The 15,449-nt window shown below is 31.9% G+C and carries 16 protein-coding genes; all 16 read right to left on the bottom strand.

Going from position 1 to position 15,449, the window contains the following annotated elements; translation table 11 throughout:
• Nucleotides 1-79: 79 nt before the first annotated feature.
• Nucleotides 80-622, bottom strand: coding sequence for an acyltransferase (locus BK577_RS09100; protein ID WP_078433516.1), 543 nt, complete (start codon nt 620-622; stop codon nt 80-82).
• A 124-nt stretch (nt 623-746) separates the two neighbouring features.
• Nucleotides 747-1,952, bottom strand: a complete 1,206-nt coding sequence (locus BK577_RS09095) for a glycoside hydrolase family 88 protein (RefSeq protein WP_078432595.1) — start codon at nt 1,950-1,952, stop codon at nt 747-749.
• 17 nt (nt 1,953-1,969) lie between these two features.
• Nucleotides 1,970-3,157 (bottom strand): glycosyltransferase, encoded by a 1,188-nt coding sequence (locus tag BK577_RS09090; RefSeq protein WP_078432594.1) that lies wholly within the window; start codon nt 3,155-3,157, stop codon nt 1,970-1,972.
• A 13-nt stretch (nt 3,158-3,170) separates the two neighbouring features.
• Nucleotides 3,171-4,364: a glycosyltransferase gene (locus BK577_RS09085; protein ID WP_078433515.1), complete on the bottom strand. Its 1,194-nt coding sequence runs from the start codon at nt 4,362-4,364 to the stop codon at nt 3,171-3,173.
• Between the two features lie 13 nt (nt 4,365-4,377).
• On the bottom strand, nt 4,378-5,538 hold the full coding sequence (locus tag BK577_RS09080) for a polysaccharide pyruvyl transferase family protein (RefSeq protein WP_078432593.1): 1,161 nt from the start codon (nt 5,536-5,538) through the stop codon (nt 4,378-4,380).
• Nucleotides 5,539-5,553: 15 nt separating this feature from the next.
• Nucleotides 5,554-6,585 (bottom strand): glycosyltransferase, encoded by a 1,032-nt coding sequence (locus tag BK577_RS09075; RefSeq protein ID WP_078432592.1) that lies wholly within the window; start codon nt 6,583-6,585, stop codon nt 5,554-5,556.
• Nucleotides 6,586-6,625: 40 nt separating this feature from the next.
• Nucleotides 6,626-7,816 (bottom strand): glycosyltransferase, encoded by a 1,191-nt coding sequence (locus BK577_RS09070; protein WP_078432591.1) that lies wholly within the window; start codon nt 7,814-7,816, stop codon nt 6,626-6,628.
• A gap of 8 nt (nt 7,817-7,824) precedes the next feature.
• Nucleotides 7,825-8,568: a glycosyltransferase family 32 protein gene (locus tag BK577_RS09065; RefSeq protein ID WP_078432590.1), complete on the bottom strand. Its 744-nt coding sequence runs from the start codon at nt 8,566-8,568 to the stop codon at nt 7,825-7,827.
• A gap of 52 nt (nt 8,569-8,620) precedes the next feature.
• Entirely contained in the window at nt 8,621-9,784 is a 1,164-nt protein-coding gene (locus BK577_RS09060) for a DegT/DnrJ/EryC1/StrS family aminotransferase (RefSeq protein ID WP_078432589.1), read from the bottom strand.
• A gap of 14 nt (nt 9,785-9,798) precedes the next feature.
• Entirely contained in the window at nt 9,799-10,422 is a 624-nt protein-coding gene (locus BK577_RS09055) for an acetyltransferase (RefSeq protein WP_078432588.1), read from the bottom strand.
• Nucleotides 10,419-11,027: a sugar transferase gene (locus tag BK577_RS09050; protein ID WP_078432587.1), complete on the bottom strand. Its 609-nt coding sequence runs from the start codon at nt 11,025-11,027 to the stop codon at nt 10,419-10,421. The genes BK577_RS09055 and BK577_RS09050 overlap by 4 nt, the downstream gene beginning before the upstream one ends.
• Before the next feature lie 13 nt (nt 11,028-11,040).
• Nucleotides 11,041-11,187 (bottom strand): YwzD family small protein, encoded by a 147-nt coding sequence (locus BK577_RS25955; RefSeq protein WP_169908177.1) that lies wholly within the window; start codon nt 11,185-11,187, stop codon nt 11,041-11,043.
• Between the two features lie 11 nt (nt 11,188-11,198).
• Nucleotides 11,199-12,269, bottom strand: a complete 1,071-nt coding sequence (locus tag BK577_RS09045; RefSeq protein WP_078432586.1) for an EpsG family protein — start codon at nt 12,267-12,269, stop codon at nt 11,199-11,201.
• 21 nt (nt 12,270-12,290) lie between these two features.
• Nucleotides 12,291-13,181: a glycosyltransferase family 2 protein gene (locus BK577_RS09040; protein ID WP_078432585.1), complete on the bottom strand. Its 891-nt coding sequence runs from the start codon at nt 13,179-13,181 to the stop codon at nt 12,291-12,293.
• A 5-nt stretch (nt 13,182-13,186) separates the two neighbouring features.
• Entirely contained in the window at nt 13,187-14,296 is a 1,110-nt protein-coding gene (locus BK577_RS09035; RefSeq protein ID WP_078432584.1) for a glycosyltransferase family 1 protein, read from the bottom strand.
• Nucleotides 14,281-15,435: a glycosyltransferase family 4 protein gene (locus BK577_RS09030; protein WP_078432583.1), complete on the bottom strand. Its 1,155-nt coding sequence runs from the start codon at nt 15,433-15,435 to the stop codon at nt 14,281-14,283. Before BK577_RS09030 ends, BK577_RS09035 begins: the two co-directional genes overlap by 16 nt.
• Nucleotides 15,436-15,449 lie beyond the last annotated feature (14 nt).

The raw sequence follows: 15,449 nt of genomic DNA, 5'->3' as shown, positions 1-15,449 counted from the left end.
AACTACATAGTGTGAGAGTTTGGGATACTCTAACCTATTATCATCTTAAAATGAATTTTCTATGACTGTTTACTATTATTTATTCATCATATCCAAAATCATATTCTAGTTCCTTTTTGATTTTTTCTATTTGTCCTTGGGTTTTATTAGGCCAGTATGTATCATATATAGGCTTAACTTTCATAAATTCTTCGTGTTTTTTTAAGTAATCTGATGTCTTTCTAATTATCTTGGCGGGATTCCCTGCAACTATACTATCATCGGGTATATCTTTAGTGACAATTGAACCAGCGGCCACTATGACATCATTGCCAATTCTAACATTGCATAAAATAATACTATTGTACCCAATAAATACTCTATCCCCAATCTTTACTTTTCCTATTTTTGATTTACCAAAATGCAATTTTGTGCTTGCATCATGTGCTAAAATAGTACTATTAGTAATAGTTACATCATTTCCAATCTCAACTAGCCAACAATGACCATAATCTATATGACTGTTGAAGAAATTGAAATTACTCCCGTGAATTAATCCTCTTTCTCTTAATAAATCCAACTCTGATTTTGGATTTAATTTATTATTAACTCTTGCCTTTATTGATGTAATTATCCTTCTCATCATGTTTAATCACCTATAATCTTTTTTCATCATAGTAAAATAGCATTCCTTCAGTTGATATCTTAAATCTTAATTTTTAGTCTTTTTTGCTTGAAATATGTACCTTACATATTAATTTACTCACTTATTCCACTACCTTTTTGTTTACTTTTCCAAGAAGAGCTACATAATTAATTAATCTTATTGAAAATCCCTGAGTAAATGGCAAAATATTAAACAACATAGAATATACCCCGATGTCTTTTGTATCACCTTGAGAGAAATCTACAGTTCCAGTTCTTCGTGTTACTTTCATTAAGTAACTTATTGCTTTTTCTGCGCTAGTTAAACACTCTTTCGAAATCTCTTCTATATTCGCAGAATTTAACATAAACCAACCTAATGTAGCTGTTGTAGAAGAGTCGGGTCGTGATTCCTTTCTCGTTACAGTCCAATTCCAACTTCCATTCTCCTGTTGAAAACTTCTAGCAACTTTAGCAAAGTTCTTAACGCTTTCTTCCAGAACAGCTTTATAATTGTGATTATTTGGAAGTTCTCGCCATGAATCTATCAGACCAATTGCGTACCAACCAAGACCTCTACCCCAACCATATAGACCAAGTGGTAACTTGTTTTCTATTTTATAAGCATGGCTCGGTATAAATTTATTTTCCAACATACCATATTGTTCATACATTTTTATTTGCTTAACTGCTAAATCAATACATTCATCATTTTTGTATCTAACTCCATAAGCAATTAAAAAAGGACATATAAAACCTATGGTATCTACATATCTGTAGCTTTGCATAGACTTTCTATATCCTACTGTTCCATCTTCACCTATATGCTCTTTAATTAATTCCCATGTATAATCAAGTGCTTTTCTATATGTATCTTTCTCTATGAAATCCAGCTTCATAACTGCATAGGCTAATATAGCACCATCTACATGTTGAGGCTTATTTAACCATTGTCCATTATGATCAAATTTTGATTTTAAAAATTTCATAATCTCTTTTTGCACATTTTCGTCATCGTCATTTTTCAAATACGCTGTTAATCCTAGTAATAATCCAGCTTCTTGCCAGTGCTGTATGGCACTTTTCGTATAATTCCCTTTTAACATATCTATAATAACTAGCCTTGTATTATCGGTAACCTTAATCTTTGGTGTTTTGTTTAACCATTCTATACCTTTATTGGTGATTGATTGATTCCACAATTGCTTATCATTATACCTTCCAATATGAATCCGATTCACCCAATCTTTCAAAAGAGGTACGACATCAATCAAAATGATTAAAATGAATAATATGATTACTATTAATCCAACAATCTGAATATACAAATATTTGCACCTCTTATCTATACTACTCTCATTAATTCGTATAATTTTTGTATTTCTGTCTCAGTTCCTTGGCTTTCATTTGTTAAACTTTCTATCATGTTTTTCCTTAGTTCTTTATCATCGATTAATCTTTTAATACCTTTAAAAATAGATTGAGCATCCATATCTACAATTAATCCATTCTCTTCATTTTGAATTTGATCAGTAGCTGTGCTAAAGTTTGTTACAACGATTGGCTTATGAAGTATTCTCGCCTCATCTATTGCTATGGATTTCCCTTCAAATCTTGAAGGCTGAACATAAATATCTGCTTCTCTTATATATGGATATGGATTTTCTTTCATTCCTAGAAGGATAAAAATTTCTTGGAGATCATTTTCTTCTATCTTCTGTTCTAATTTCAATCTATCTTGTCCTTCTCCAATGACATACCACTTTACATCATATCCACTTTCAATTAAGTATTTACACGCTTCTATGGCCATTTCAAATCCTTTCTGATGATTCAATCTTCCAACAGAAACTAACTTAATTCCTTTTTCTTTAAAATTAAATGGTTCTAAAGACATTTTATGGATTACATTAGGAGATACAATGTTATGCATTACATGTACCTTTTGCTTATATATCGGAAATCTTTGTTTTAGAACCTTAGAACATTCTTCAGAAACAGTTACAATTGTATCTAGTTTTTCAAAATATTGAAGATCAACTTCAGGATCCATTCCCAATTTATCATAATCATTATGAATAAATCCTATCTTTTTATTAGCGTTAACTTTGTCTATACAAAAATAAACTGGATTCTTTTCAAGATATCCAATTGCCACGTCGTATCGCTTATTAATAGTTTTTAAAGATCTAGATATATATTTCCATACCCGTTGTTCACATCTTGCTCTATTTTTTTCTACATTAAATATATATCCAGCACATACTCTTGAAATAGCAATATCAGTTCTTCCCTTTTTTATACTGTCTTTGATAGCTGTTTTTATTGACATATCAAAATACTGATACTCATACGGTTCTGCAAGTAAGTTTACTTGTTTAGGTATTTTGTTAAAAAATAAACCTTCATGCTTAAATAAGAACAAATCAACATTATACATAGAATAATCAAAAGTTTCTAACAAAGAAATAAGAGCTTTTTCTGCACCGCCACAATTTAAATTGTTTATTACAAATAATATATTTTTCTTCATTACCTATCACCTCCTATAACATTGTATATATCTTATCAATTTCTTCCTCAGTTCCTAAATTTTCATTTGCTAAATTATTTTTTAGTTTTTCTTTAATTTCTACTTCCTTTATTAATTTTTCAATACCTAGTGATATACATTCCTCACTCATTTCCACAATTAAGCCATTTACCCCACAAACAATTTGGTCCTTCGCTGTCTTAAAATTTGTAACAATTATAGGCTTTTTAAGAATCTTGGCTTCATCAATCGCAATAGATTTCCCTTCATATTTTGAGGGTTGGACATATATATCAGCTCTTTTTATATAAGGATAGGGATTTTCTCTTATACCTAATAATATAAAATGATTATTTAAGTCATTTATAGTGATTAGTTGTTCTAATTTTTCTCTCTGGTTCCCTTCACCTATTACATACCATTTTATTTTGTAGCCTTTGTTAACTAGTATTTTGCACGATTTGATTGCTTGATCTATTCCTTTTTCTTCACTTAATCTTGCAACAGTAACAATATTAATATATCCTTCTTCAAATAAATAGGAATCTTGTATATCTTCTTTTGACAATGTTTTTATTACTTTGGGTGATATAATATTAAATATCACTTTAATTTTATTCGTTAAGGTTGGAAAATTATCTTTTAATGCATTGGCACATTCTTGAGATACTGTAACAATATTGTCCAGCTGTTTAAAGTAGGGGGTATCATATCTATTATCCATTCCAGAATTTGCATAGTTAGTATGGATCCACCCAATCTTCTTTTTGGATTTTACTCTATCTACAACAAAATAAATAGATGACTTTTCAAGATACCCTATTGCTACATCATACTCTTTCTCTAGAATATCAAAGGATGCACTTAGATACTTCCAAGAGTATTGTTCTGAAATAGCAGAATTCTTTATTGTTCGATTTTTGAATGTGAACATAATCCTGGAATATGCTAGTTGATATTTTTTATTTTTCAAAAAGCTCTTCACAGATTTTATTAGGGTTGTAGTAAAAATAAGATGATTTACTTTAGGATCTATTACATTTACTTCTTTTGGCAGCAAAGTGAAAAATTCTCCGCTTTTACTAAATAGAAACAAATCTACATTATATAAATCAAAATTAATTTGTGATAATAAATTTATTAAACTTTTCTCTCCACCGCCTGCGGATAGACTAGGCATAACAAATAAGATATTTTTTTTCTTCATCATATTTCTCAGTCTACTTCACTAACTCATTAAGATATTCAACTGACTTGTATGACATCTTTTTAATAGCAGGAATGGTTTGTTGTAACTTTTGTTTTATTTCTTCTTCTTCTCCTATCATTTCATCAAATGATTTTTTTAGCTTATTACTATTCGAAATTTCTTCAATACCCAACACTAATTTTTCTTCTCCTAAAAGATCTTTTGCTATTCCTTTTGATTTCACACTATATCCTAACACCATCGTTGGAATATAATTTGAATAAGCTGCAATGGTTGCATGAGTTCTAGCACCGATAAAAAATCTCATCCTTGCTATATAGCCTTTATATTGCATTGCATTTAAATGATCTGGTAATATGACTACTCTTCCCGTTTTTTTAAATTCTTCATAATATTTATAAAGAATTTCATAATCATTATTTCCTTCATCAATTACATGAGGTGTAAGAGCTATCGTCATGGTAGTGGTATCTAGTATATGATTTATTAGGTCGCTTACTGCAGTTTGAGAATTTTTGTTTCTCTTCCATACAAGAGGACTAAAATTTAAACCAACTGTATTCCCTTCTTGCCAGCCTTCTGGTAGGTCTAACTCTTCCTTTTCCATCGTAAATGCAGGATCTGCACATAATTTAACATTAGTAAGCCCTTTGCTTATCAACATTTGATATGTAAGGGTTTCTCGGGCTAAAATTAAATCAAATAATTTGAGGTCTTCCAACTTTCTTTCGGATATATCTTCTTTTCCAATAGAACATCCCCAAAGAACTAATTTCTTTCCTTTTGACTTTACTCTTCTATCAATTTCATACCATCCCGGTTGCTCTCCATAGCAATAGTTATCTCCACCAATGGATAAATAAACATCCATATCATCTATGTGCTTTATTATATTATGATGAATTTTTCCTAACGAATAAGATTCATCTTTAAATAACTTTACTTTAAATGAAGATATCCACCAATCATATGAATACTTCTTCATCGCACTTTTGGAACCATCCAATATTCCATCTAATTTGGTTATAATCTCATCAGTTTCCGGTCTTCCTGATGCTAAATATACCTTTGCCCCACTTACTTTTTCTTTAATTATGTCCGTTGATGAACGAACGATTGCTTCACAACCTCTATTGAGACTACCTTCATGTGCAAACATCATGACCTTCATGCTAATCCTCCAATATTATGTATTTCTAAACCTACTATATGAAGTAACACAATATAGACCAATCGTAGATTTTAGTTTAATAAGATTTAAAATGCATTTGTCATATCTTCCTGTAGTATTATTCAATTCTCCATAACAGATTATCAAAGCTTTTCTAACATCTTTATTACTTATCATACGTCCTATATATCTAAATCTTGTTCTAAAACTAAGCTCTTTAGAAGGTGTAAAATAAATATGTATATAAGCCATTACACTTTTTATTAGCTTTGTTGACCTTAACTTATAAATCATCTCCTTCTCAAGTAACTCTTCATAAATGGTTGGCAACTCCATTTTGTATACTTCTATTGCCCTCTTAAAATAATCTCTTTCAGCTATGTTTCTTGTTGCGCTACCCTCTACTTCTCTATAGAAATATCCAGTATAATCTATGTACTTCAAAGTATTTGCGTAACTAAAAAAGAGGATATTAAACAGGCCATCTTCTCCTAGAGGAACTTTTTCTGGAAAATTTAGGTTGTTTTCTCTTATAATTTTATTTCTATAAATCTTGTTGCACCCTGTGTTTAAATTTTCTTCTTTAAGAAAATATGGTAAGATTTCTTGATGAATATAACCCCTGGTTAATGTAGTATCAATAGGAAATGGATATTTCGTAATAATCTTATGTCCATCTATTTCACTTTCGTAATTTGAAATTATTACATCATAATTACTTCTTTTGGCTGTAGTATAAAGCGTTTTATACATTGTCTTTTCAATAAAATCATCAGCATCAACAAATCCGATATATTCACCGTCAGCAACACGTAAGCCTTCATTTCTAGCAATACTCACACCTTGGTTTTCCTGGCTTAAGAGTTTTATACGATCGTCTAGCTTTTGATAATTTTCAACGATTTGTTTACTTTTATCTGTGGAACCATCGTCTATAAAGATGAATTCGCATTCTTGAAGTGTCTGGTTAAGAAGTGACTCGATGCACTGAGTAATGTATTTCTCTGCATTATAAACGGGGATAATGACACTTATTTTTGTACTCATTTAATATCCATCCTTACCTGATGCAGCTCTTATTCTTTCACTATAATATTTTGTATAATTTATTAAGCTCTACACTGTTACTATAATTCGTTTTTATACAATTGCTAATTAACTCTTGTCTCATAACCGGGGTATTATATAACTTTTCGATACCGCTAACTATTCCGTCGATTGATAACTCAGTAATATATCCATCTACTCCATCTTTTACCTGGCTTTTTGCAGTCCTATAATTTGTAATCATAACTGGTTTCGATAGTATCTGAGCTTCCCCTACAGTTACCGCTTTTCCCTCATATCTAGATGGCTGCACATAGATATCAGCTTCCTTCATATATGGATATGGATTTGTTTTTTTTCCTAATAAAATAAAGCTATCTTCTAGATTTGATTTTTTTATTAAATCTTGTATTAAAGCTTCATCTCCACCATATCCCACTACATACCAAGCAATATCCTGATAGCCTTTTTCTTTTAATTTTTTTAGAGCACATACTGCATGATCTATTCCTTTAGCGTGTGAAAGTCTGGCAACTGTAACAATTTTAAACCTATTATCCTCGATCATTGGATTATCAATTTTTTCATTAGCCATCTCTCTAATGAATTCTGGAGATGTAATATTTTCTATTACAATTACCTTATTTTCTAATTCACCGTATTTATTCAAGAATGCCATTTTGCAAGCCTCAGACACAGCAACTATATAGTCAAACTTCCTCCACATTTTTAAATCCATTTGAATGTCTGTCTCAACAGTTGAAAAATCTGTATGAATCCACGCAATTTTTTTCTTGGCATTAACCTTTTCAGCAATAAAATAATGTGGCCATAAATAACTAATCGCAACATCGTATTGTTTCTCGACCTTAGGAAGTAAAGGTAAAGCATACTTCCATATTAGCTGCATTTGATAATAGCCTGACTCTTCAATTTTTTTTATTTTTCCTAAAAGATCAGCGTGTATCTTAGAAAATATTCGTGAAACTCCTATACAATACTGTTTCTCTTTTAAAATTTCACCTATTGATTTTCTATACGTTGTGTATTGTGGAATTTCGTCTAATAAATTCACTTTATTAGACACTAAATCTAGAAAATCACCTTGATGTCTGTATAACATTAAATCAACTGCGTAGTTTCCGTAATCGAAATTGTTAAGCATGCTAATTAGACTTCTTTCTACTCCGCCAACTTCCATATCAAAAGAAGATATTAATATTTTTTTCATATTTTCTCCTAAACTTTTGAAACTATTTTTCTGATTTTAGCAATATTATCTCCACCTATTACCCTAGCTACTATTGTTTTTACATTACTTTTAAACCTAGTTTTTGGTGATAACCAACTTTTATAGAAATGATGCATCGCATACGTATTATCAGTAATAAACTTTCTGCAGTTTATATAATCATATGGAGAGAAGTATGTTTGGGGATAAAATGTCCCTATCTCTTCTATTTCTTGATATTGACCATTCATTTTTAGGCCCTTGTTTTTTAATATCTCAGAAACAATTGCTACATTCGTTAAATCATCGTAACTACCATCTTCGTTGATAAAATTCTTTTCTTTATACGAATCTAAAAATAACTGAATTAATTTATTTCCCTTCCTTGTACCTATCGTACTTGTAGCAATATAGTTTTCCTGTTCAAACCCCCAAAACGAATCATTATGTAATAGATCATCAAATGGTTTAAATACCTCTACATCTGTATCTAAATATATACCACCAAAGTTAAAGAGAGCATATACTCTCGCATAATCACTTACAAAGGCAAATTTACCAGCTTCATAAGCCTCTTTTACATATATATTGCTTTCTATATCAAAATTATATTCATTCCATTCTCTAATTTCGTAACCTGATAAATGACTTTCCCAGCTCTCTATACATTTTTTCACAATATCAGGCTTTTCTTTTCCTCCGAACCAACAATAATGGATAATTTTAGGGATCTTATTTGTATTTTCATTCATCTTATATATAACCTCCCTTCGCATGGGATATATCACTATATAAACATCTAAATTAAACCTTTAATTTCAGCAATTCTTCTATACATTTTATGACTCTTATTTGATCTTCTATCGTTATAATTGATCCTGAAGGAAGACACAGACCTGAATTGAACAAACTCTCTGATACATTCATATTTTCACTGTGAGAATAGTAGTTTGCTCTTTCAAATAACGGTTGCATATGCAGTGGTTTCCAAACAGGACGTGCTTCAATATTCTTTTCCTCTAATGCATTTAAAATAGAGCGTACTGAAATTCCTGTAACTTCCTCACTAATTGTTAATGCTGTGAGCCAACGATTTGATTTTGTATGTTTTAATTCCGGCATAAAGTGAATCCCTGGTATAGAACTTAGCTCTTGGTTATACCGATTGAATAGTTGCCTCCTAGCTTGCACCCTTTGCTCCAATACCTCCAATTGAGCTCTACCAATGCCTGCAAGTATATTGCTCATTCGATAATTAAAGCCCATTGTACTATGTTGGTAGTGGGGAGCTGGGTCCTTTGCCTGAGTCGCCAAAAACCTTGCTTTCTTTATAGCTTCAACATCATTCGAAACAAGCATTCCTCCGCTAGAGGTTGTGATTATTTTATTGCCATTAAAAGAAAAAACACCAAATTTGCCAAAAGTTCCACTCGCTTTACCTTTATAAGTAGAGCCGAGAGATTCTGCTGCATCCTCAATAATCGGTACATCGTACTGATTACATAACGAAACAATTTCATCCATTTTGGCACTCTGTCCATATAAATTAACAACAATTACAGCTTTAGGTAGTTTTCCATCTGAAGATGCCTCTTTTAATGCTTTCTCTAGAGCTTGCGGAGACATATTCCAAGTTTCTGGCTCTGAATCGATGAAAACTGGTTCTGCTCCCTGGTAAAGAATTGGATTAGCACTCGCGACAAAAGTCAAGGTGGAACAAAATACTTTGTCTCCCTTTTTTACATCTAATATAGAAAGAGCCAGATGAATGGCTGCAGTACCGGAACTAACGGCAACAGCTTCACTGACTCCTACGTAATTTGCTATTTCTTTTTCAAAGGCATCAACATTGGGTCCTAATGGTGCGATCCAATTCGTTTCAAATGCATCATTAATATATTTCATTTCATTTCCACTCATATGTGGGGCAGAAAGAAAAATTCTTTCTTGTTGTTTATCTGTCAGCATGAATACACCTCCTCCTATATTTTTAATTTGGCTGGAATACCAACAGCAGTTACATTCGATGGAACTGCATTAATGACAGTCGCGCCTGCTCCTATAGTTGACCAATCACCGACTTCTACATTTGGAATAAGAGTTGCACCTGCTCCTATATGTACACCTTCTCCTAACTGAACACAGCCTGTTAACGTTGCATTTGGGGATATATGAGCAAAATCATTTACTCTACTGTCATGTTCAATAATTGAACCTGTATTAACGATAACGTGATCTCCAATAAAGGCATCTGCATTTATTACAGCATTTGCCATAACAACTGTACCTTTTCCAATTTTAGCACTAGGACTTATAATTGCTGAAGGATGGACAGGAGTCATGTACAGATTCTCCTCAAGATCCATTTTATTAACTATCTGCTTCCTTGTTTGATTATGTCCAATTGCAATGATAAATTTGATTTCATCAAACATATCTATTAGAAACTGATATGCTGATATTGGACCGTAAAATATTTCTTCTTCATTTAAAAAACCTTCAAATTTTTCATCTAAATAACCAACAATATGTAATTTCTCATTTGAAAGAATAATATCTTTTACTACTTTGCTATGACCACCATTCCCAATTATGACAATATTCATCCTTGGCCCTCTCTTATGTCTGAACCTTTAAATCTCTCGACTGTCGCATTCCCTTGTTGATTAATATCTTTTGCTCTTATAACTTTATATACAGTATAAAAAAGGATTTTTAGATCTAATAAAAAAGTCCGATTCTTTACGTACCACAAATCTAATTCAAATTTTTCTTCCCAGGATAGACTATTACGTCCATTTATTTGTGCCCAGCCAGTTATGCCGGGTCTTACTAGATGGCGCCTTGCTTGCTCTTTTGTATATAGTGCTAAATAGTCCATTAACAAAGGTCTAGGGCCAACTAAACTAATATCTCCCTTGATCACATTAATTAATTGTGGAAACTCATCTAAACTGGTCTTTCTTAAAAATTCCCCGAAAGAAGTTAATCTATATTCATCAATCAGTAACTCACCATTTCCATCTTTTTCATTTGTCATGGTTCGAAATTTATAAAAATAAAAAGGCTTACCATGTAAGCCAGGTCTTTCCTGTTTGAAAAAGATTGGTGAGCCTAGTTTTATTCGTACTAATATCGCTACTGTAAGAATTATTGGGGAAAGCAAAATAAGAATAATAATAGAGGCACACAAATCAAAAATTCGTTTCATTTTTCTCCCCTTTTCACTTAGTGATATATGACAAAAATTGCTGTTTAATGTCTTCTATTAATTCCAAAACACTGATGTTTTCTAATTCTTGCCCTTTTTTATATACATTCACTAAAATTTCTTGTAAATGTTGCTCGGTTAACTTCTCTTCAGATTTCATTCTCTTCCCTCTTATAAATTAATATAATCACTTTGATAATACATGTTTAATGATATGACTTGCTCATAATAAAAATATAATAAGTAGCAAACTAATAAACCAAAGTAAACAAACCTTCTGCTATTATCTTTAAACAAATAAATGATCCACGATATTAATATCAAGTTGTATAAACTAAAATAAATATTGAATCTCGCAAATATCCAATTTTGAGTAGCTATGATTGAAAATAGCAACCCTATAAGTGACATATTTACAATTATGTCACTTTTGAGCCAAAGTTCTCTTAGTTTATCTCTTCCAAAATAAGCTATTACAATTGGGACAGCATCTACAAATACCCTTAATATGTTTGCTCCGCCCTCTTCGAAATTACTATAATCTCCATATTGAGAATCTTCGAGTACAGTAAACAATATTTTAGAAAATTGTTCAAACCCCAAAACAACCAAGATTGCGAACGTTAATAATATAAATGTAACTCTTGTCCACGCTTCTCTTCTAACAATAAAGTAAATAGGCAATAGAATTAGTGCACTACCGTGAAACGTAGAAGCAAAAAGAACAATAAAAAAATACTGTTTAAATTGACCTGTTAACAAATATTTAGTTGCCCAAAAGATGAAAGAAGCTGCAAGAAATTGACGAACACCATTCATTGATACTGTAAATAACCCAGATGTAATGAATACGTAAAACCCAATTTCAACCATTTTTGTATATTTATATAGTGTGATAACAATTAATAAATTTGTAACCAAAGCTGTTATAAATAAGAGAATTTGTGGATCGTTTGATATATTCTTTAAATACATCTGCAAAACACTAAAACCCGGATCTTTATTTTCTAGTGTGTATTTCCATGTAAAATCAATTGTTTCATATGCATGCATATAAAAGTATGTATCTCCAATTGTGTTTCTTAAACCAGATACTAGTACCAAGCATGTTAGAACAATAAATATCATAAACTTATTTGGTCTTAAATTTGTGTAATCAAGTCCAGCACTGTTAGCTGGAATATATCTGGCTAAAAAAGTAAAAATAAACACAATTAGAAGCGTAGCCCATAGTACCGTCATTTTTAATCCTTTCTAATTTAACTACTTCAAGTAAGCTTTCGTTTTAGACATTATTAATAAATATAAAAGTAACCCTAATGGAGTTGCGAATAACGTTATAATCTTCAAAGGAGATTCTTTAATAAAACTTTTATTCTTAGAAATCAAACTACTAGACACATAATGAATAGCCTGCCTAAATTTGAATTTCATACTGCCAAATTGTAACTTCATTAACTCTCTACGATAGAATGCGAAACCTTTTGGATTAACTCGATACTGTTTTAGCATATTTAACGATGAACCATCAGGTAAATATTCAACAATACAAAGGACTTCATTTATTAATAGCATTGGATATTCTTCATCTAACTTATGGTATTTGTATGCTAACCCCACATATTTCTCATTTTCAAAGATAGGGTATGGGTATTTTTTCGTTAACTCAGACCTATAAACTAGTTTTTTGTCTCCAGTTATACTAAATTTATTGTAAAGATCAAAAAGAGTTGATTGACTAATATTTTCTGGCATTTTTGTACCTATAATTTCTCCATTCTTATATGCATCAAGACCAATTATCCCGCTCACTTGATCATTACCATACTTCCCCCAGAATGAGAGAATCTTTTCTACTGCATCAACTGGCATATAGTCATCTGAATCAATACAAACATTTAATTCTGTATCAATATGTTCATATGCTGTATTATGAGCACCATGCATTCCCTGATTTTCTTGCTTTATATACCTTATTTCAATAGCGCATTCTTGTTTCCACTGATTAACTAAATCCTCTGTGTTATCAGAAGATCCATCATCTATAATTAGCCATACAAACTCTTTGTTTGTTTGTGCCTTTAAACTTTCATAGCAGTAATGAAGACAATACGCTCGATTATAGGTTGGAGTGAATACGGTTAATTTCTTCAATACATTCACCTCACCATTTCCAAGTAGAAATCATTCATACAATGAGCAGTATTTTTCACATCATATCCTTGTTGATATAGAGCCTGATATGAACAATTTCGGTTTTGATCCTTAGTTGAGATTTTCCTTATTTCTTCAACCCATATATTTCCACTATTTATCGGTAAAAATTTTATGAGATCTACCTTCATATCAACTTCATCTGTAATATATTCCGAAATTAAACACGGTAATCCTGATCCCTGCGCTTCAATTAAAGTTACAGGTAAGCCCTCATGAAGAGATGGAAAAACAAATAAATCAAATGCTTGTAACAAGCTATTAATATCACTTCGAACCCCCAGAAACTTTACCTTTTCTTCTAATCCCAATCTTTTCACTTTTTCTTCAATGTCATATCGTAGAGTACCATCACCAACTAACACTAAATAAGCTTTAGAATCAACCTTTTTTAGCTCATTAAAAACCTCAATTAAAAATTCATGATTTTTTTGGTGATTAAAGCGTCCTACATGCCCTAGAACTAAACTGTCTTCCTCTACTCCAAGCTCCATTCGCACTTTATCTCTAATTTTCTTCGAAAATGAAAATTTCTGTGTATCTATCCCGTTTTTTAACAACTTCGATGAATCAGCTTTGTTTTTAAATAGCCATTTTGCAGCTAAATTTGAACATGCTAAATAGTGGGTCGCAGATTTCACAATATTGCTACCTGCATATTCTTTATAAAGCCTAGCAATAAAACCACCTTCACTCTGTGTATTATGACTATGAGCTATCCTAACCGGAATTCCAGCTTTCTTAGCAGCCTTTAAAACAAAACCACTCATTTTATCCATGTGGGAGTGAACAATTTTATAATGATTATTCGCTTTAAAAAATTGCTTTAAATTCCTTATGTAATGAAAATGTCCACCATCCGTAATGTAAGGGATACGATGGATTTTTCCACCCCGGTCTAATATTTCTTGATCAAATACTCCTTCTTTACATGTCAAAAAGTCAAATTGTACCTTTGAGCGATCGATGTTACGATATAAATTCATAATAAGTGTTTCTGCTCCGCCACGATTCATATTGACAACGACATGTAATACTCTTATTGGGCTACCCATCTTATCCCCTCCATTTCTTCCATGAATTTTTCATATAGATGACTCATTTCATTTACAATTGTGTTTACGCTATACGTCTTTTCGATTTTGTCTCGACCATTCTTTCCTAATGTTGTAGTAAGATGTTTTTCAGTTGCAAGAAGTACAATTTTCTCTGCCAAATCATGAGTATTTTCTAGTCCAATAGTCCAACCATTATATTGATTCACAATCAGTTCATTATGTCCTCGATTCTCTGTCGCAACCACTGGCAACCCACAAGCCATCGCTTCCATAATATTAACAGGCAACCCTTCCCGTAAGCTCGAAGCTACAGCAACATCACACATCGGAAGGATGTTTACAATATCATTTCGATATCCTAAAAAATCCACCATATGATTCACACCTAGTTCAGCAGCTAATTTCTTACAAGAATCATGTAGTAGTCCTTCACCTGCCAACAAGAGTTTAGCATTTGGAATTGAGTCCTTTATTTTAGCCAACGCCCTTATTAAAAATTGCTGATTTTTATTCTTGTTAAACTCAGCTGCGTAAAACATTAAAAAGTCATCGTCTTTATACCCAAATCTTTCTCTTCTCTCACGCCTATCCTCTTTATCAATAGGCTTAAATCGTGAAGTATCTACTCCTACACCATGAACATGCTCAATATCATTAGCACGAAATCGGTGCGAAATCGCTAGATTGTAATCTTCCTCGTTAATCGTAATCAAGCAATCTGTGAATCTAGCAAGGCCTTTCTCAATCGGATAGTATAGCAGCCAATTCATAACCGGGCTTCCCTTACAAAAATGAAAACCGTGTGCTGTATAAAATACTTTCGTGCCATTTTTTCTTGCTTGTTTTGCTGCTAGTCTTGTAAGAACACCACCCATGGGGGTATGACAGTGGATGATTTTATAATCATTCTTGTTAATAACTTCTTTTAGTTCCTGAAAGGCAGCAATATTCTTAGTTTGAAATGGCGAGCGCTGAATCGGAATATTATATTTTTGATCTACATACGGTAGTTCCATCTCTCCACTTGCTGCAATGTGTACCTCCCAGCCCTTTTCTTTGAACCATTTTAAGATTGGGAGATGGAAGGCTTTAAAATGATAATCAACAGTAGCACAGAATAACACTTTATTTACCATTGTTTTCACCCTTT

Source organism: Metabacillus halosaccharovorans, assembly GCF_002019635.1.
Lineage (GTDB): Bacteria > Bacillota > Bacilli > Bacillales > Bacillaceae > Metabacillus > Metabacillus halosaccharovorans.
This window is presented reverse-complemented; position numbering and strand designations above follow the sequence as displayed.

Bases quoted from the DNA above. Each gene is read 5' to 3' on its own strand.
- BK577_RS09050 (WP_078432587.1), bottom strand. From the start codon at position 11,027: ATGAAACGAATTTTTGATTTGTGTGCCTCTATTATTATTCTTATTTTG.
- BK577_RS09030 (WP_078432583.1), bottom strand. From the start codon at position 15,435: ATGGTAAATAAAGTGTTATTCTGTGCTACTGTTGATTATCATTTTAAA.
- BK577_RS09045 (WP_078432586.1), bottom strand. From the start codon at position 12,269: ATGACGGTACTATGGGCTACGCTTCTAATTGTGTTTATTTTTACTTTT.
- BK577_RS09090 (WP_078432594.1), bottom strand. From the start codon at position 3,157: ATGAAGAAAAATATATTATTTGTAATAAACAATTTAAATTGTGGCGGT.
- BK577_RS09085 (WP_078433515.1), bottom strand. From the start codon at position 4,364: ATGAAGAAAAAAAATATCTTATTTGTTATGCCTAGTCTATCCGCAGGC.
- BK577_RS09060 (WP_078432589.1), bottom strand. From the start codon at position 9,784: ATGCTGACAGATAAACAACAAGAAAGAATTTTTCTTTCTGCCCCACAT.
- BK577_RS09065 (WP_078432590.1), bottom strand. From the start codon at position 8,568: ATGAATGAAAATACAAATAAGATCCCTAAAATTATCCATTATTGTTGG.
- BK577_RS25955 (WP_169908177.1), bottom strand. From the start codon at position 11,187: ATGAAATCTGAAGAGAAGTTAACCGAGCAACATTTACAAGAAATTTTA.
- BK577_RS09080 (WP_078432593.1), bottom strand. From the start codon at position 5,538: ATGAAGGTCATGATGTTTGCACATGAAGGTAGTCTCAATAGAGGTTGT.
- BK577_RS09055 (WP_078432588.1), bottom strand. From the start codon at position 10,422: ATGAATATTGTCATAATTGGGAATGGTGGTCATAGCAAAGTAGTAAAA.
- BK577_RS09035 (WP_078432584.1), bottom strand. From the start codon at position 14,296: ATGGGTAGCCCAATAAGAGTATTACATGTCGTTGTCAATATGAATCGT.
- BK577_RS09100 (WP_078433516.1), bottom strand. From the start codon at position 622: ATGAGAAGGATAATTACATCAATAAAGGCAAGAGTTAATAATAAATTA.
- BK577_RS09075 (WP_078432592.1), bottom strand. From the start codon at position 6,585: ATGAGTACAAAAATAAGTGTCATTATCCCCGTTTATAATGCAGAGAAA.
- BK577_RS09070 (WP_078432591.1), bottom strand. From the start codon at position 7,816: ATGAAAAAAATATTAATATCTTCTTTTGATATGGAAGTTGGCGGAGTA.